Origin of the sequence: Jeotgalibacillus proteolyticus, assembly GCF_050107735.1 — a bacterium.
Taxonomy (GTDB): Bacteria; Bacillota; Bacilli; order Bacillales; family Jeotgalibacillaceae; genus Jeotgalibacillus; species Jeotgalibacillus proteolyticus_A.
The window spans coordinates 401915-418757 of record NZ_JBNILO010000003.1 but is presented as its reverse complement, the minus strand read 5'-3'; the positions used below and the strand labels follow the sequence as shown (position 1 = coordinate 418757).

Sequence of the window (16843 nt, the reverse complement as noted above, 5' to 3'; positions counted from 1 at the left end):
AAATGATATGGCAATTTATAAAGAAGCAAGGCTTGCTTTTATGGAGAAATCCGATGCAGCTGCTGTTAGTAGTCGGTCTTCCAATTGTGCTGATTACAATTTTAGGGACGGCTCTCGGAGGGACCATGAATGGAGAGCCTACAAAAATCAATTTGAAAGTTGCACTGATTGAACACGAAGATGAAGAAAAACAAATAGACCGGTTTATTGAAGATTTTTCAGATGAAATCCCTCCTGAAATGATTGAAAGCATTCAGAAGGATGAGGATTTCAGGTTTATTCAGACATTAAAGAGTAAGGTTTTTGGTCATGAAGACATCAAAGCATTTATTGATTTTCAAGAAATGGATTTAAAGGATAAAGATCAAATCCTCAATGATTCAACCTATACATCCGCAATTGAAGTTCCCGAGCATTTCACCTATGAAATGTTAGAAGGAATGCTGACTAATCAAAACAATCAGCCAGCGCTTCTTGTGCTGAACAATGAGGGCAGCCAGGTTGGAGCAAAAATAGTGAATGATATTCTCGTACACTATCAGGAAGAGATTGGGTTTGCAAATTTCCTAACGTCCAATAATTTAGATCCAAGCATCTTGCAATCCACAGAGGAGATGCGTTTTAGTGAAACAGTCTCCATCAATCAAAGTCAACCCGTCACCTCTAAAGGGTATTACACAGTGGGAATGGCTGTAATGAATGTGCTGTTTGTCGCTTCGACCATAGGGACATTTGCTTTTCTTGAGAGAAAGATCTTTGTTTTTAACAGGATCATACTCGCCAATGTCTCCCGATGGATTTACTTTAGCGCTGTCTGTCTTTCAGGTACTCTTTTTTCATTTTGCCATCTGCTGATCGTATTTGGATTTGCCTGGGTATTTTTTGACGTATCCTGGGCGAATATACCACTCTTTTTACTCGTTTCATTGGCTTTTGCCATTTCAGTGGGGGGAATCGCTGCTTTATTGACAGCCATAAGCTACCGTTTTAAATCAGAAGTTGTTACGAGTTTCTTTTCAAGTATTTTAGTTACTATTATGGCGGTTTTAGGGGGAAGTTTTTTTCCATTAGGAGATTCTTCTGTGTTACTTCAAACACTCGGTAATTTTACACCGAACGGAGCTGGAATGTCTGCATATTTAGCCGTTCTGCGCGGAGATGAATTAGAAGCAATCAGTGAGCACCTTATTTTTCTTGTCTGTTTTGGTTTTGCCGCCATCGCAGCTGCGGCTTTCAGTTTTCCAAAAAGGGGGTCAAACATATGATTGGAATTTTTCTGGCAAGGATAAGATTGTTTATTCGTAAGCCGCTTACCTTTGTTATTTTTACCGGTATGTCGATCGGTTTTGCACTCGTTTTGGGAGGGTCAGGAGGTCCTGCAACTGTTCATGTCCCGCTTTATGCTGAAGATCAAGAGGTGCAAGACTCTTTTATTGGAAACGCATTGGAGGAAAATAAGACCTATTCTTTTGACTGGACATCAAAAGCGGAACTGGAAGAAAGAATAACGAACGGAAAAGCAGAAGCGGGTGCCATCCTTACAAATGAAGGGTATCAGCTTATTGTAGGCGTCGATTCTCCGAATGAAGCACTTATTGAAAATACACTATCAGATTTGTATCGAAAGCAGTATCAAGAAGAGGAAATTATGGCTGCATCAGGAAGAGAAAATCAGGCTGATCAGGAAAAGCTGCTGAATGAATTAAGGCTCTCTCAGGAAGCACCCGTTTTCACCATTTCAAACAGCCATTTTAGAGGAACAAACACCTGGATGTATGACAGTACGTTTCAAACCTTGTTTGGTTTTACTCTCTTCTTCGTTATTTATACGATTGCGTATAATGTGCTGCCTATATTAATTGAAAAGAAGGATGGAATATGGGACCGTATTATTTTATCACCGGTAAAAAAATGGGAGATGTATACGGCAAATTTACTGTACACGTTTTTTGAAGGATACCTACAGGTAGTGATCATTTTTCTGATATTCCGTTACTGGGTGGGAGTGGACTTTAACGGCCGGTTCATCGAGGCTCTTTTGATCGTAATCCCCTATGTATTTGCTATTGTCGCTATGTCGATATTTTTGACCGCACTTGTAAAAACGACTCAGCAATTTAATGCTGTGATTCCGATTCTTGCAATCAGTATGGCGATGATTGGCGGTGCTTACTGGCCGATCGAGATTGTGGAAGCAGAATTCCTGCTGGCTTTATCTAAAATAAACCCTCTCACCTATGGGATGGAAATTCTAAATGGGGTCGCAGTTTACGGTTTTCAAGTGGAAGAATTGCTTTTTCCAATTAGTATTCTGGTCATCATGGGAGTCGTCATGATGGGTCTCGGCATTCATTTAATGGAGAAAAGACATGTTTAACTAATTTATGCGGCTTTTACTATGAAACGTTTACGAACCGAAAGGAGAGTGCACAGTTGGATTTCTTATTGAATTTTATCATTATTGCTTTATTTATTTTCCCATTTATTGCATTCATTCACGAAGCAGGACATGCGTTTTTTATAAAAGTTTTTGGCGGTGAGATAAATGAATTTGCCATAGGGAGTGGCGATGTATTATGGGGAAAAAACGCGTTTAGGATAAATAAAGCTTATTTTGCAGGGGGAAGAGTGATTACTGTAACGGATGATTTATTTAGTAAAAATCAGAAAGTATTTATTATATTAGGTGGTGTACTCTTTAACCTTTTTTCTGCACTGGCACTAGACTTATACACTGGATATTCTTTTTTTGTTTTTCGAAATTATTTAGATAGTTTCGTTTTTGTGTCTTATATAAATGTATTCATTAACTTACTACCCTTTACCACGATCAACGGGAAGAGTGACGGGAAAAAACTAGCAGAGCTTTTTTAAAAGATAGTTTACGGATAGACCCTTTCATCAAAAAACTGGAGATATGAGAATGGGATGGCGGTATCATGCTGCAGGCAAAATAAGCTATTTCAAACTGCCATTCCTGAATTGGTTAAACCGATTCATGCATGCTGTATGATTTAAAGAAAAATAGAGGGATCATCTTCAGCCTTTCCTTATGGGACCCTTGCAAGAGAAGGAATATAGGGCAGCGTCTATACATAATGTAATGGAAAGGAAGGTGAAGCCTGATGATTATGAAAATCAGTGCAGCCGGCGCATCAGCTGCTTTTATCTGTTTGGCTGCTAAATTAATTCAAACCCTTGGGGTGACCCAGCTTACACTCGCGGAAGTGAAAAACAGCATTAACAGTTTAACAAAGGATTCACAAAAGTTGATTCAATCTGCCGAGCAGGCAACGGTGGACATCCAAAGTAAAGTTAAACTGCTGGATCCTTTGTTAGAGTCTGCGAAAGATGTAGGCGAAGTGGTTCACAGCGTCACGGATAAAGTTAAACAAGCTGGAATGGCAAAGAATATAGTGAGTGAACCTTCTGTGAATAATCCACAGTCCGGTAAAACGTTTCCTTTAAGTTCAGACATTTATACACCAAGCCATGAAAAAAATGTAAACCTCATCAGTTCTACACCTACAGGCGGCGTAAAGATAAAAATTAAGTAATCCACTACGTATACAGGCTGTACTCAAAACTTCTTCCTAAATGAATGGGAAGGAGTTTTTTCATTTTTAAATGAACAACAAAACCTTGCGCGTTGAGGTGCCTGAGAAAGGAATATACAGCAGGCTTGTACATAAAATGATGAAAAAGGGAGGGTTTTTTCAAATGACAATAGAATACAGTGTTGCAGCTATCGCTATTGCTTTTATCTGGCTTGTTGTAATTTTAATAAGATTGCTGCAAAAGGCGACGGTAACGCTTGGCGAAACGAATCAGACCCTTGCTGAAGTAAGAAATGCCGTACATGGTCTGACGGAAGAATCAAGCAAGCTTATCTCAACAGCTAATCAGGTTACGGTGGACGCAAAATATAAAATGCGTACAGTCGATCCGCTGCTTGAATCTGCAAAGGATGTGGGGGAAGTCATTCACAGCATTACAAATTCTGTGAAAGAAGCAGCTAATACGCGAAGTGAGGGAATGCCCTCACGACCAAAAAGAACCCCGGCCCGTCCTATAAAGAATTTGCGTTAGCAAGGGACAGGATTTTCTGAAGAGCGGCATATCAATTCTTAAGCTAAGCCTTTATTTTCAAAATAAAGATATAGAAGAATATCCCTGCGAAAAAACAGTTCGCGAGGATATTCTTTTCATTTTTCATCCTATGCAAGACTCCTATTATTTCTGGCGATCTACTAGACAAAATGGTACAATTTACTTCTACCATTCTATCCTCGAAACATCCTCATTATCTCACGGATTTAATCAATACATTTAGGGGGACATCCCGGTGACAACCGTTATACTGGCTGAAAAACCATCGCAGGCTAAAAGTTATGCGGAGGCTTTTTCAAAAGCAAAAAAACAAAGTGGATACTTTGAAATAGAAGATTCATTATTTACAGGAAAAGTATATATTACCTGGGGATTCGGTCATTTAGTTTCCCTGCAGGAGCCTCATAAGTACAAGCCGGAATGGAAAAAATGGAAGCTTGAGCTGCTGCCGATTATGCCGGATACCTTTCGTTTTACCGTTCCTTATAATAAGAGGGAGCAATTTAACATCATCAGCAGGCTCCTGAAGGAAGCAAGCGAGATTATTGTCGCAACAGATTCTGACCGTGAAGGAGAAAATATTGCCCGATCGATCATCACTCATGCAGGCATGGCGCATAAACCAACGAAACGATTATGGATCAATTCGCTTGAGAAAGATGCGATTAGAAGCGGGTTTCAATCCTTACGAGAAGGGCGTGACTACCTTCCATTATATATGGAAGCACAGACCAGGCAGATCAGCGACTGGCTGGTGGGCATGAATCTATCGAGACTGTATACTCTTTTGCTTCAAAAAAAGGGAGTAGATGGTCCATTCAGCGTAGGAAGAGTTCAAACGCCGACTTTATACATGATTTGGCAGCGGCACCATGAAATTGAGCATTTTAAACCGGAGCCGTATTGGGATCTTTTCGCTGATGTGAAGACTGCAGAGGGAAATTTTTCAGCCAAGCACGATAAACGTTTTACCAAAGAGGCAGAGGCGTATGGGCTGCTGGAGAAGCATCAGATTGAGCCGGGGCAGCCAGTAAAAAGCGAAATTTTAAAGGCTGAAAAAAAGAAAAAGAAAATGCAGGCGCCAAGTCTTCACAGCTTGTCTTCGCTGCAGGCCAATATGAATCGGCGCTTTAAATACAGCCCGTCTGCTGTATTGCAGACCGTTCAGGATTTATATGAAAAGAAAATCGTCTCATACCCCAGAACAGACTGCACGTTTATTACAAAAAATGAATTCCACTATCTGCATCATCAGCTTGATCAAATGAAGGCCGCAGCAGGAGTCCAGTTTGAAACGCATTACAGCCGGCCAAGACCGAAATACGTCCAAGACAGTAAGGTGCAGGAGCACTATGCCATTATTCCGACAAAAAAAGTGTTGACTCCGGACAAAATTAAGGGATTGGGACCTAAAGAACGAAATATATATACAGAAATTCTGCGTAGTGTGCTGGCCATGTTTCATGATGACTACCACTATGAAGAAACAAAAATTGAAGCATCTGTTCATGAACTGATATTTAAAGCAAGCGGCAAGGTGGAACTGAAAAAGGGCTGGAAGTCGCTATTTGGAGAAGATAAATCATCCAAGAACCAGGAGGAACAGCAGCTTCCTGCTGTCTTTCAAGGGCAGGAGGTTCTGTCGGTAGTCAATCCGAAAGAAGGAGTGACAAAACCCCCTAAGCCTTATACAGAAGGTCAGTTGATCACCATGATGAAAACGGCCGGTAAGACGGTCGAAGATGAAAAGGCACAGGCTATTTTAAAGGAAACAGAAGGCATCGGCACTGAAGCTACACGTGCTGCGATTATTGAAACACTGAAGAAGCAGGGGTATATTACGATTGCTAAAAATATTGTGACCGTTACGCAAAAAGGAATTACACTGTGTCAGGTCATTGATGGAACCCTCCTCAGCAGTCCGGAAATGACAGCTAAATGGGAAGCCTATTTGAAAAAGATTGGACAGCAGAATGGAAGCCAGCAGGCATTCATTGAAAATATACAGAAGTTCATCACTCACCTTTTAGAGGCTGCACCGAAAACGATTGATGAGAAGCCTCTTAAGAAAACAGAGAAAACGATGGGCGCTCAAAAAGTGCTGATCCAATGTCCAACCTGCAAAAAAGGGAATATTACGGATAGGGGAAAATTTTATGGCTGTTCAGAATATAAAGAAGGCTGTAAACAAACCTTTCCAAAAGTGCTCCTTGGCAAAAGACTGACACCCAATCAAATTAAGGCTCTGTGTGAAAAAGGAAAGACAGCCCCTCTAAAAGGATTTAAAAGCATCAAAGGCGGAAGATTTAATGCTGCTCTGCTGTTTAAAGACGGAAAAATTGAATTTGAATTCGCAAAATAAAAAGGCCTGAGATCCGCTTATGCGGTCCCAGGCTTCTTTTTGGTTTCCATCATTTTACGTACTTTTTCTTTGTGCTTGCTTGCAACGAGAATATAGAGAAAGTCCCCTGCAAGTATTTCGGTTTCGCCATAAGGCGTGATAAGCTCTTCATCCCTGACCATAGCGCTGATGGTGACTTCATTTGGCAGATCAAGTTCGTGAAGTTTTTTTCCTACTAATGCAAGATCTTTATTGGTTTGAAATTGAACCATTTCTGCATTTGCTTTGCCAATAGAGATCAGTTCAATTGAGTGATGAGGAGTGTCTTTTTTCGGACCGGTTAGCTTCAGTATCTTGGCTACATATGAGATCGTTGAACCCTGCAACAATGTAGAAGTCAGTACGATAAAAAAGACGACGTTAAAAAATAGCTGTCCTTTTTCAATCCCTGCTACAATAGGAAAGGTTGCAAGCACGATCGGAACAGCACCTCTCAAGCCCGCCCAGGAAATAAACAATTTCTCTTTGTTGGAATACTTCATCCCGATTGTGGATAAGTAAACGGCAATCGGCCGTGCAACGAAAATGAGCACGAAGGACAGTAGCAATCCATTTAAAATGATGTTCATTGTAAAAACTTGTGCAGGGAAGACCAGAAGACCCAGGATAATAAACATCAGAATTTGAGACATCCATGCAAATCCTTCGTTAAACTGAAAAATGGAATAACGGTAGGTCAGTTCTGAGTTTCCGATGACCAGAGCGGCTACATAAACTGCTAAAAATCCGCTCCCTCCTGCAACCTGCGTCACACTATAAGATAAAAGAGCAAAGGCAAGAGAAAAGATAGGATAAAGTCCACTCGAGTCCAACTTTATGCGATTGATCGAAACAGAGGCGATTTTACCAAGAATTAAGCCAAAAATAAGCCCAATTCCCATTTGCCAGAAGAAAGAAGGGATCATTCCCCAGATAGAACTTCCCTCAATGGTGATTAACTCAATAAAAGCCAGAGTTAAAAAAACAGCCATCGGGTCATTCGTACCTGATTCAGCTTCAAGCGTAGCACCCATTTTCGCTTTAATATTTCGTTCTTTTAATACTGCAAAAACGGCTGCCGCATCTGTTGATCCGACAATTGCCCCGAACAGAAGACCTTCAAGAAGGGTAACATCGAAGAGGAGAAACGCAATATATCCTACAATTCCTGATGTAATCAGTACACCAAACGTGGCAAGTGATAAGGAGGGGAGCGCAACAGAACGGACTGTCGCCCACTTCGTCTGCATCCCGCCTTCAAACAAAATAATAATCAAGGCCATGACGCCGATCAGCTGTGCGAGATTCATATTATCAAAATAAACAATCCCAAGCCCGTCACTGCCAATAATCATGCCCACAAGAATAAACAGCACAAGTGAAGGCAGCCCGAGTTTGTTGGAGAACTTTGCTACAATGACCCCGCAAATAAGCAAAAGCCCTCCTAACAGAACAAATGAATCAATTCCAAATGACTCAATAAACATGGTATTCCCCCTACTAAAACCCTATCGTTTTTTTCTTTGTTTTTCTTCTTCCTTTTTATACAGAACCGCTTTCTCCGCATACTCGCGGCTGATTCGTTCCATGTCCTCGATATCTTCAGGAGTTAATTTGCGCACCACTTTAGCGGGACGTCCAAATGCCAGCGTGTGGGGAGGAATTTTTTTCCCTTGTGATACCAGGCTTCCAGCTCCAATAAAAGCCCCTTCACCGATTTCGGCTCCGTCTAAAATAATGGAGCCCATTCCAATAAGGGCTTTCTTTTTAATTGTGCAGCTGTGCAGGATGACCTGATGGCCAATGGTGACTTCATCTTCAAGAATAAGAGGAGTGTTGGGACTTTGATGGAGGATGGAGTGATCTTGAATGTTTACTTTTTTTCCAATAACAGTGGGTGAAACATCACCACGGATGGTTGTGCCAAACCAGACACTTGATTGTGCCCCGATTGTCACATCTCCAGAGACCGTAGCATTTCCCGCAATGTAAGCGGAAGGATCAATCAATGGATAATGGTCTTTATACGGCAGGATCATGATATTGCTCCTTCTATGTATAGAATATATGATATAGTGTATTTTATCACAATATGTTTATATATGTGTGTGCAAAGACTTGAGGCTTGAATAAATTGAAGCCGATTTTGTATGCTTATACAAGTTTAACAGAGTGCATGAAGACAAGCAGGCAAGGGGGAATACTCCATGTGGAAATGGGAAACAGACGAAATTGCTCAAGGAGTGATCGTGATCATACACGGTGAACTTGAGCATCATGCCAGATACGGCTGGCTCATTGAAATGTGGCGATCAAAAGGCTACCATGTGATTATGGGTGATTTGCCCGGACAGGGTATGGCTAAGCGAACAGCAAGGGGGCATATTGACTCCTTTAATCAATATATAGAAGAAGTAAGACGGTGGCTCGAAGCATCCTATCAGTTTGATTTGCCCGTTTTTATTCTGGGACATGGAATGGGCGGGCTGATTGCTGTACGCCTTCTTCAGCAATTGCATGTGGAAACGGCGGGGCTCATTTTGTCCTCCCCCACGTTTGCACTAAAGCACACCCCGTCAAAAGTCAGTCATTTGCTGTCAGGCGGATTAAATAAATTGGCGCCGGAACACAAATTTAATTTTGATTTTCCGATTGATAAAGCAACCAGGAATCAGGAAATCATTGAATTAGATAAGGAAGATCCTATTTATGTGAATCGCGTGTCGGTGCGCTGGTACCGGGAGTTGCTGATGGCAATGAAGCAGGTGCCGCTTGAAAACAGCTCTTTTCCTCAGATCCCCATCCTTCTGATGCAGGGAGGAGAAGACTACCTAGTCGAAACTGCAGTCGCAAAAAAGTGGTTCCGGGATATGGATTTGCTGGAAATGCATTACAAAGAGTGGCCGCAATGTTATCATGAACTTTATAACGAACCTGAAAGAGATGAAATTTTTGCTTATACGGAATCCTTTACACGAAACAGACTTCGCAATATTGGATATGATGTTTAAGAAGAGGTGATTAAAGTGGTGCCTGCAGAACCGTTCTTTTTAATGAATCAAGTATATCGAAAAGTTTTCCCGGCCGTTCACATTCAATTGAATGGCTGGAAAGATCAGGCGAGTCGAATTCCGAATCAGGAGCTTCGGAAACAGGCGGTGGATAGTCTCGAACAAAAAGCCTTTCATTGTGAAGGCGGAGGAATTATGGCGCTGCTTGCACTGGCGCATAGAGAAGAAGCCATTCGTTTTATCGTAGCGTATCAAACGATTAGTGATTACCTTGATAATCTATGCGATCGGAGCACTTCACTTGATCCTGAGGATTTTTCCTGTTTGCATGAAGCGATGGAAGATGCATTGACAGCAGGTGCACCACTGCGTAATTATTATCGCTGCCGTGACCAGCAAGACGATGGAGGCTATCTTGGAGCTCTGGTCTTAACGTGTCAGGATGTGCTGAATAAGTTAAGCAACTACGATCAAATTAAACCCCAGCTTCTTGAGTTGTCCAGGTATTATTGTGATCTTCAGATTCATAAGCATGTTGATGTGAGTGAAAGAGAACAGCGTCTTAAGCGATGGTTTGAGGGCCACACTAAACAGTTTCCCGAGATGCAGTGGTACGAGTTTTCCGCCTGTACGGGTTCAACTCTGGGAATCTTTTGCTTAGTGTCCTACGCATTTCGCGAAGACTTCAAACCATCCTTTTCCACAGCGATCCGGAACGGCTATTTTCCTTACATACAAGGCTTGCACATCCTTCTGGATTATTTAATTGACCAGGAAGAAGACTTAGAAGAGGGAGATTTAAACTTCTGCTTCTACTACCCGGATCATCAGTCGTTGTTTGATCGTCTTCAGCATTTTGTTGAGGAAGCAGACAGGCATACAAATGAACTTCCTCACAGACGTTTTCACCAGCTTATTAACCGGGGACTGCTTGGGGTATATCTCTCAGATGAAAAAGTAAATAAGCAGAAAAGCGTAAGGCAGCTTGCAAGAAAGATGATACGCTCAAGCGGAGCGGTTAGTTTTTTCTTTTATTTGAATGGGAGAGTGTATCGAAACATACAAAAATGGATGCCTGCAAGAATTTCAGAAAAACGTTTATAAGTATATTATGTAAAGACTTCGATGAGAAAATATGCCTGTTTCTTATCAGTCATATTTGTCGAAATTGCGAAACATACAATGAAGGAATGGGAGTTATACAGACTTCTCATTCTCTTTTTTTCTGTAATCATGATAAAATAAACTCAGAAACTATTTAAATGGAGGCGTATAGATGGGAAAAAGGACACTACTTTTAATAGCAACAAATATTCTCGTTATGATTACGATTTTCGTGGTGTGGACGCTCATTGCCAATTTCACTGGCATCGGAACGTCATTTGAAACAAGTTCAAACAGCATTGGAATTAATTTTATCGCAATTGGTGTCTTCAGCTTAATTGTCGGCTTTGCCGGTTCATTTATTTCATTAGCGATGTCCCGCTGGATTGCGAAAAAGATGATGAAGGTCAAAGTATTAGATCCGGATGGTTCGCTTTCTGCTCAGGAGAGGGACATTGTTGACAAGGTGCACCGTTTATCACGTGCTGCCGGTTTAACTCATATGCCGGAGGTCGGTATTTATGCTTCCCCTGAAGTAAATGCTTTTGCTACAGGACCTTCTAAAAAGAAATCATTAGTCGCCGTTTCACAGGGACTGTTGAACAATATGGATGATGATGCGATAGAAGGCGTTATCGCTCACGAAGTCGCTCACGTAGCTAATGGTGATATGGTCACAATGACGCTGCTCCAAGGTGTTGTGAATACATTTGTCGTGTTTTTCTCCAGAATTGTAGCAATTCTAGTTTCACGCCTTGTTCGTGAAGAACTGGCATGGATTGTGCAATTTGCAGCCGTTATTGTATTCCAAATTCTATTCTCCATTCTCGGCAGCCTTGTTGTCAGCGCCTACTCCCGCCATCGTGAGTACCACGCAGACAGAGGCGGCGGCGACCTTGCAGGAAATGACAAAATGGCACATGCCCTTCGTTCGCTTAAAGCGTATGCAGACCGTGCACAGGTAAAAGACCACACGGATGATACCGCTATTCAAACCATGAAAATCAGTGGTAAAGGCGGGTTGAAGCTTTTCTCAACTCACCCTGACTTGGATGACCGAATTGCCAGATTGGAACGAAGATAATCGCCCTCTAAAGAGGCTGGGACAAAACTTAAAAAAGTTTAAAAATATGGATATATTTATTAATAGTAGTAGGTGAGCGGAGCGGAAGGCGGCGTCTCCTGCAGGACATGACGGCAAGCTGATTCTTTACAGAGCACGGCTCTGAAAAGGCTCAGCGCCGTCCCTGCGGAAAGCGTCCGACTGAAGCGCAGTGAACCGGTCGCAGAGCTTGAGACACTTTTGTCCCAGGCTCTTTTCTATTCAAAAAAGCATAATATCGATAATCAAAGAATCGGGAAGCATTCTGACCGATAAAATTACAGGCACATGATTCGACTTTTCTTTCGTTGTTTAGAATAATACCTTTATAAAGGAGTGATGAATATGACAGTAAAACTAAGTATTCTCGATCAGTCTGCGATTTCTGAAGGAAGTACTGCTGAAGAAGGACTGCGACAAACGATAGAGCTGGCTCAGCGGGCAGATGAATGGGGCTTTCACCGGTTCTGGGTTTCAGAGCACCATGATGCTGCAACGCTTGCAGGCTCAGCGCCTGAAATACTGATTTCCCATTTGGCTGCTAAAACAGATCGGATTCGTCTGGGATCCGGAGGGGTGATGCTTCCGCATTACAGTGCGTATAAAGTAGCGGAAAATTTCAAAGTACTGGCTGGACTCGCACCTGGGAGGATCGATGCAGGAATTGGCCGGGCGCCAGGCGGCATGCCGCGGGCTTCTTATGCTCTTGGTGAGGGTAAGCCAAGGGATGTTCACCGATATCCTGAGCAAATCGATGAACTCCTGCAGTATTTGCATGATGACCTTCCAAAGGAACACCCTTACTACGGGTTGAAAGCGACTCCGGTTACACAGACAACGCCAGACGTATGGGTGCTCGGGTCAAGTCCATCCTCTGCTTTAACGGCTGCTCAAAAAGGGCTTCCTTACACATTTGCTCTGTTTATAAATGGGGAGGGTGGACCTCAATATATGAACCACTATCTGGGCAATTTTACTCCTTCAGCTTATTATCAAAAACCGCAGAATAATGTGTCGGTGTTCACGGTTTGCGGTGAGACAATGGAAGACGCGGAACGCATCGTATCGAGCCTGGATTTGTCCATGATTATGCTTGAACAGGGCAAGCCATCTAAAGGGACCCCGAGTCCTGATAAAGCACAGAATTATTCCTATTCTTCTTATGAACAGGCGCGGGTCCTTCAAAACCGCAACCGGATGATCGTGGGAGACATCGATCATGTAGAGAAGGAAATTCACCGGATCAGCGAAGAATACCAGACAAATGAAGTGATGCTGACAACCATTGCTTATGATTTTCAGGATAAATTGAAATCCTTTGAACGAATTGCAGAAAGAATGCTGTAGTCACAAAGTTATCCCATAACAGGACTGCTGCAATGTTTGCTCTTAGATGATGGAATAAAAAAGGTCTGATGAAGTGAATTATTTTCTTCATCAGACCTTTTTGTATATGACTTAAAACCTTTCGGGACCAGGATCATGATACAATTTAATAAATTATCTATATTTATTCACAAAAAGGAGGAAAGACATGAAAGCATTTGAGGAGTATACAGCAGGGATTGAAAACCTGGATCATAGAAGCAAAGCAGAGGAAATTTACTCATGGATCGCTCATCGATTTCCGCACCTTGAACAGCAAATGAAATGGAATACGCCTATGTTTACTGATCATGGTACATTTATTATTGGCATAGACAAAGCGAAGCACCATATGAGCTTTGCACCGGAAGAAGCAGCCATGAAGCAGTTTGCCCAGTTAATTGAAGAAGCAGGCTACAGCTCAACAAAAGGGTTATTTCGTATAAAGTGGAACCAGCCGGTGGATTATGAATTATTGGAAAAAATAATTGAATTTAATATTCAGGAGAAAGCGGACTGTTCGACCTTCTGGCGTTAAAAATCTTTTCCCGGCATCCGCCGCTCAGGTATATTTTTTAGGAGACTGAGATATAACTCGAAAATTTTTGTAAATGACCCAGTATCTACTGTGAATAAAGAGGTGAGCGGAGCGGAAGGTGGCGACTCCCTGCAGGATATGACGGCAAGCTGAGACTTTACAGGGCAAAGCCCTGAAAAGGCTCAGCGCCGTCCCTGCGGAAAGCGTCCGCCTGAAGCGCAGCGAACCGGTCAAAGAGGCTGAGACACTTTTTTGTCCCAGCCTCTTTTTGTTTGCACGAACCACGCCTGTCCTGCTTGTTAAACTTCATATCGAGCTGTCTGATGTAAAAATGGCAAGTGTTTGAGGCATGAAAGAAGAAGGTAAAGTCTGATAAGGTTCTTTATATTTAACGGAAATTATAAAAAAGAAAGGAGTCGTATTTCATGAATAAAGCATGGTGGAAAGAAGCAGTCGTCTACCAGGTGTACTGGCGGAGTTTTTACGACAGCAATGGCGACGGAATTGGAGATCTTAAAGGTGTAATAGAAAAGCTGGATTACATAAAGAAGCTTGGTGTGGATGTAATTTGGCTGAACCCATTTTATGAATCACCGGATCGTGACAACGGGTATGATATTTCAAATTATGAAGCGGTAATGACTCAGGCAGGTACGATGGAAACGTTTGATATTCTTCTGGAGGAAATTCATCGCAGAGATATGAAAGTCATATTGGACCTCGTTGTAAATCATACATCTGATCAGCATGAATGGTTTTTGGAATCCAAGTCTTCCAAAACAAACGCGAAAAGAGACTGGTATATTTGGAAGGATGCAAAAAATGGAGGAAAGCCGAATAATTGGCGATCTTATTTTGAGCCCTCCCCCTGGACCTGGGATGAAGCAACGGAACAATACTACTTTCATTCATTTGCTGTCGAGCAGCCGGATTTAAATTGGGAAAATGAAGAAGTGCGCAAGGAGATCTATCGAATGATGAGGACCTGGCTTGATAAGGGAATCGATGGCTTTAGGATGGATGTAATTAATTTACTAGCAAAGCCGGAAGGATTCCCAGATGCAGAAGATCCCGATCATATATCCTACCTTGCTGACAACCCCGGCATTCATGACTATCTGCAGGAGATGAATCGGGAAGTGCTGAAGGATTATGATACGATGACAGTAGGAGAAATTCCATTCGTTACACCAGAAACAGGTTTGTTGTATGTAGACGAAAACCGTCATGAATTAAATACTCTATTTCATTTTCAGGTAGCAGATGAAATGCCTGTGATGGATCTTCCTAAGTATAAAGCGATTCAGCAGGCTTGGTATGACGGGCTTCATGACAGGGGCTGGAATTCTCAGTTTTTAAACAATCACGACCATACCCGGCAGGTTACCCGTTATGGAAACGATCAGGAATACAGAGCGGAATCAGCAAAGCTTCTGGCTACAATGCTGCATACGCTTCCCGGAATGCCTTATGTCTACCAGGGAGAAGAAATCGGGATGACAGGTGTCCGGTTTGACTCCATTAAGGACTACGAGGATATTGCCATGAAGAATAAATATAAGGAAGAGGTTGAAAAAGGCCGGGATCCGCAGGAAGTGTTTGAAAGTCTGCTCCTGCTAAGCCGGGACAACTCCCGCACACCTATGCAGTGGGATGATGGAGAGCAGGCAGGTTTTACAACAGGGACACCATGGATTAAAGTAAACCCAAATAAGAAAGAAATCAATGTTAAGCAGGCATTGAAAGATCCTAACTCGATATTTTACTATTACCAGCAGCTGATCGCCTTAAGAAAAGAACAGCCCGTAATGGTTTATGGAGACTATGAGGATCTGTCCCGGAAATACGAAACTCTTTATGTCTACACACGATCGTATGAAAAAAAGACATGGCTCATTTTGCTGAATCATTCAGATAAGGATCAGCGCTATAAATTCGAAGAAAGATGTATTGGAAGACCTGTTCACTGTGTAATCGGGAATTATGACAGAGGAGAAGCCGGAAGGATGCATTTAGAACCGTCCATCTTGTTAAAGCCTTATGAGGCCCGTATATATGAGTGGAGTGAATAACAAGTAATAAAAGGTCATTTTCCGCTCCGATAAATCGCTGTTATGGAGCGGAAAATGAACCTCTTGATCTGTTCTTAAAATGGTGGCAGAGTTCTTACAGCTGAACAGTTTAAAACATATTCCTTTTATTCCACACATAGTTCAGTATAATAGTTGATATAGCAACTATAATACAAAGGAGCGGTTTAAGATGACTATGCAAAGAGAAGTCAAAAATCATTGGTCAGTTGAGTACGAAGAGGCTTCTTTTCCTTTTATTCAAAAGGGGTGGGTGCTTCCTGCAGGAAAATGGAAAGAGTTTGATCCATTCATTTTAATGGCAGAAGACTGGTTTAAGCGGGGGGCATTTTCAGATCATCCACACCGTGGGTTTCAAACCATTACCTATGTGGTAGACGGCAGGCTGGAGCATATTGACAACGGAGGAGGACAGGATATCCTTGAGCCCGGTGATGTTCAATATATGAATGCCGGCTGGGCAGCAAGACATGCAGAAGAGGCAGTTGGGGAGGATATCGCTCATACTCTTCAGCTTTGGCTAAATTTGCCGAAGGATTTAAAGAAAAGTGACACAACATATCAGAATATATATGGAGAAGATGCACCGGTTGTGAAGAGGGGCGGCAGTTCAGTTAAGGTTTTTTCAGGAGAAATTGAAGGGGTTCAAGGCCCGCTTCAATCGGCTGTCCCCATTACACTTGCTGAGATATCAATGGAAAAAGGTGCTTCTTATACGCATGTTCTTCCAGAAACACATAATGCATTTATGTATGTGCTGTCAGGAGAATTGGAGGCAGGCAGTGGGGCAGTAAAGCTGTCCAAGCATGGAGTGGCATCCCTTTCGTATAATGAAGATGGAGATCAATCCCGATCAAGTGAATTCAACTTAAAAGCCAAAAGCAGAAAAGTTAAAATCCTTATTTATTCAGGAGAACCGATTAAAGAAGAAATTGTGCCATATGGTCCCTTTGTCATGAATTCAATGGATGAAATTAAACAGGCCTACGGCCTATAGGGATTTTCATGATGGAAAATTTGGCCCTCCGGCAAAGTAAAGAAAAACCCTAAACAGAAAAAGAATGAGGTAGACAGAGCTGAAAAAGTCCGCCTAAAGAGCATTGAACATAAAAAAGCCTGAGACAAAATTTTGTCTCAGGCTCT

At 42.1% G+C, this 16843-nt stretch carries 15 protein-coding genes; 13 read left to right on the top strand and 2 right to left on the bottom strand.

Annotation, left to right across the window (positions count from 1 at the left end):
• Positions 1 to 2 precede the first annotated feature (2 nt).
• The 6 genes from ACQCT8_RS07320 (at position 3) to ACQCT8_RS07295 (ending at position 6472) form a co-directional block, all read left to right on the top strand.
• Positions 3 to 1265, top strand: coding sequence for an ABC transporter permease (locus ACQCT8_RS07320; protein WP_426869823.1), 1263 nt, complete (start codon positions 3 to 5; stop codon positions 1263 to 1265).
• A complete protein-coding gene (locus tag ACQCT8_RS07315; RefSeq protein WP_426869822.1) occupies positions 1262 to 2377 on the top strand; it encodes an ABC transporter permease in 1116 nt (371 codons plus the stop codon). Before ACQCT8_RS07320 ends, ACQCT8_RS07315 begins: the two co-directional genes overlap by 4 nt.
• Positions 2378 to 2433: 56 nt before the next feature.
• Positions 2434 to 2874, top strand: a complete 441-nt coding sequence (locus tag ACQCT8_RS07310) for a site-2 protease family protein (protein ID WP_426869820.1) — start codon at positions 2434 to 2436, stop codon at positions 2872 to 2874.
• Between the two features lie 251 nt (positions 2875 to 3125).
• Positions 3126 to 3557, top strand: coding sequence for a DUF948 domain-containing protein (locus ACQCT8_RS07305; protein ID WP_426869818.1), 432 nt, complete (start codon positions 3126 to 3128; stop codon positions 3555 to 3557).
• A 163-nt stretch (positions 3558 to 3720) separates the two neighbouring features.
• Positions 3721 to 4089: a DUF948 domain-containing protein gene (locus ACQCT8_RS07300; protein WP_426869816.1), complete on the top strand. Its 369-nt coding sequence runs from the start codon at positions 3721 to 3723 to the stop codon at positions 4087 to 4089.
• A 256-nt stretch (positions 4090 to 4345) separates the two neighbouring features.
• Positions 4346 to 6472, top strand: coding sequence for a DNA topoisomerase 3 (locus ACQCT8_RS07295; RefSeq protein ID WP_426869814.1), 2127 nt, complete (start codon positions 4346 to 4348; stop codon positions 6470 to 6472).
• A gap of 17 nt (positions 6473 to 6489) precedes the next feature.
• Here the strand turns inward: ACQCT8_RS07295 and ACQCT8_RS07290 are convergent, their stop codons facing one another.
• Entirely contained in the window at positions 6490 to 7977 is a 1488-nt protein-coding gene (locus ACQCT8_RS07290; RefSeq protein WP_426869812.1) for a potassium/proton antiporter, read from the bottom strand.
• A 21-nt stretch (positions 7978 to 7998) separates the two neighbouring features.
• Entirely contained in the window at positions 7999 to 8529 is a 531-nt protein-coding gene (locus ACQCT8_RS07285) for a gamma carbonic anhydrase family protein (protein WP_426869810.1), read from the bottom strand.
• Between the two features lie 168 nt (positions 8530 to 8697).
• Between ACQCT8_RS07285 and ACQCT8_RS07280 the strand changes: the two genes are divergently transcribed.
• The 7 genes from ACQCT8_RS07280 (at position 8698) to ACQCT8_RS07250 (ending at position 16697) form a co-directional block, all read left to right on the top strand.
• Entirely contained in the window at positions 8698 to 9501 is an 804-nt protein-coding gene (locus ACQCT8_RS07280) for an alpha/beta fold hydrolase (RefSeq protein ID WP_426869808.1), read from the top strand.
• A 42-nt stretch (positions 9502 to 9543) separates the two neighbouring features.
• Positions 9544 to 10605 carry a tetraprenyl-beta-curcumene synthase family protein gene (locus ACQCT8_RS07275; RefSeq protein ID WP_426869884.1) on the top strand — a complete coding sequence of 354 codons (1062 nt, stop codon included), beginning with the start codon at positions 9544 to 9546 and terminating at the stop codon, positions 10603 to 10605.
• Positions 10606 to 10777: 172 nt separating this feature from the next.
• Complete coding sequence (gene htpX / locus ACQCT8_RS07270) at positions 10778 to 11689, top strand: protease HtpX (RefSeq protein ID WP_426869806.1); 912 nt, start codon at positions 10778 to 10780, stop codon at positions 11687 to 11689.
• 363 nt (positions 11690 to 12052) lie between these two features.
• Positions 12053 to 13054, top strand: a complete 1002-nt coding sequence (locus ACQCT8_RS07265; protein ID WP_426869804.1) for an LLM class flavin-dependent oxidoreductase — start codon at positions 12053 to 12055, stop codon at positions 13052 to 13054.
• A 187-nt stretch (positions 13055 to 13241) separates the two neighbouring features.
• Entirely contained in the window at positions 13242 to 13610 is a 369-nt protein-coding gene (locus ACQCT8_RS07260; RefSeq protein WP_426869802.1) for an iron chaperone, read from the top strand.
• 425 nt (positions 13611 to 14035) lie between these two features.
• Positions 14036 to 15682 (top strand): glycoside hydrolase family 13 protein, encoded by a 1647-nt coding sequence (locus ACQCT8_RS07255; protein WP_426869800.1) that lies wholly within the window; start codon positions 14036 to 14038, stop codon positions 15680 to 15682.
• 190 nt (positions 15683 to 15872) lie between these two features.
• Positions 15873 to 16697: a pirin family protein gene (locus ACQCT8_RS07250; protein WP_426869799.1), complete on the top strand. Its 825-nt coding sequence runs from the start codon at positions 15873 to 15875 to the stop codon at positions 16695 to 16697.
• Positions 16698 to 16843: the final 146 nt, after the last annotated feature.

What these genes read in the sequence shown, in the direction of transcription:
- ACQCT8_RS07320 (WP_426869823.1), top strand. Translation starts at nt 3, where the DNA reads ATGATATGGCAATTTATAAAGAAGCAAGGCTTGCTTTTATGGAGAAAT.
- ACQCT8_RS07315 (WP_426869822.1), top strand. Translation starts at nt 1,262, where the DNA reads ATGATTGGAATTTTTCTGGCAAGGATAAGATTGTTTATTCGTAAGCCG.
- ACQCT8_RS07305 (WP_426869818.1), top strand. Translation starts at nt 3,126, where the DNA reads ATGATTATGAAAATCAGTGCAGCCGGCGCATCAGCTGCTTTTATCTGT.
- ACQCT8_RS07300 (WP_426869816.1), top strand. Translation starts at nt 3,721, where the DNA reads ATGACAATAGAATACAGTGTTGCAGCTATCGCTATTGCTTTTATCTGG.
- ACQCT8_RS07290 (WP_426869812.1), bottom strand. Translation starts at nt 7,977, where the DNA reads ATGTTTATTGAGTCATTTGGAATTGATTCATTTGTTCTGTTAGGAGGG.
- ACQCT8_RS07285 (WP_426869810.1), bottom strand. Translation starts at nt 8,529, where the DNA reads ATGATCCTGCCGTATAAAGACCATTATCCATTGATTGATCCTTCCGCT.
- ACQCT8_RS07280 (WP_426869808.1), top strand. Translation starts at nt 8,698, where the DNA reads ATGTGGAAATGGGAAACAGACGAAATTGCTCAAGGAGTGATCGTGATC.
- ACQCT8_RS07275 (WP_426869884.1), top strand. Translation starts at nt 9,544, where the DNA reads ATGAATCAAGTATATCGAAAAGTTTTCCCGGCCGTTCACATTCAATTG.
- htpX (WP_426869806.1), top strand. Translation starts at nt 10,778, where the DNA reads ATGGGAAAAAGGACACTACTTTTAATAGCAACAAATATTCTCGTTATG.
- ACQCT8_RS07265 (WP_426869804.1), top strand. Translation starts at nt 12,053, where the DNA reads ATGACAGTAAAACTAAGTATTCTCGATCAGTCTGCGATTTCTGAAGGA.
- ACQCT8_RS07260 (WP_426869802.1), top strand. Translation starts at nt 13,242, where the DNA reads ATGAAAGCATTTGAGGAGTATACAGCAGGGATTGAAAACCTGGATCAT.
- ACQCT8_RS07255 (WP_426869800.1), top strand. Translation starts at nt 14,036, where the DNA reads ATGAATAAAGCATGGTGGAAAGAAGCAGTCGTCTACCAGGTGTACTGG.
- ACQCT8_RS07250 (WP_426869799.1), top strand. Translation starts at nt 15,873, where the DNA reads ATGACTATGCAAAGAGAAGTCAAAAATCATTGGTCAGTTGAGTACGAA.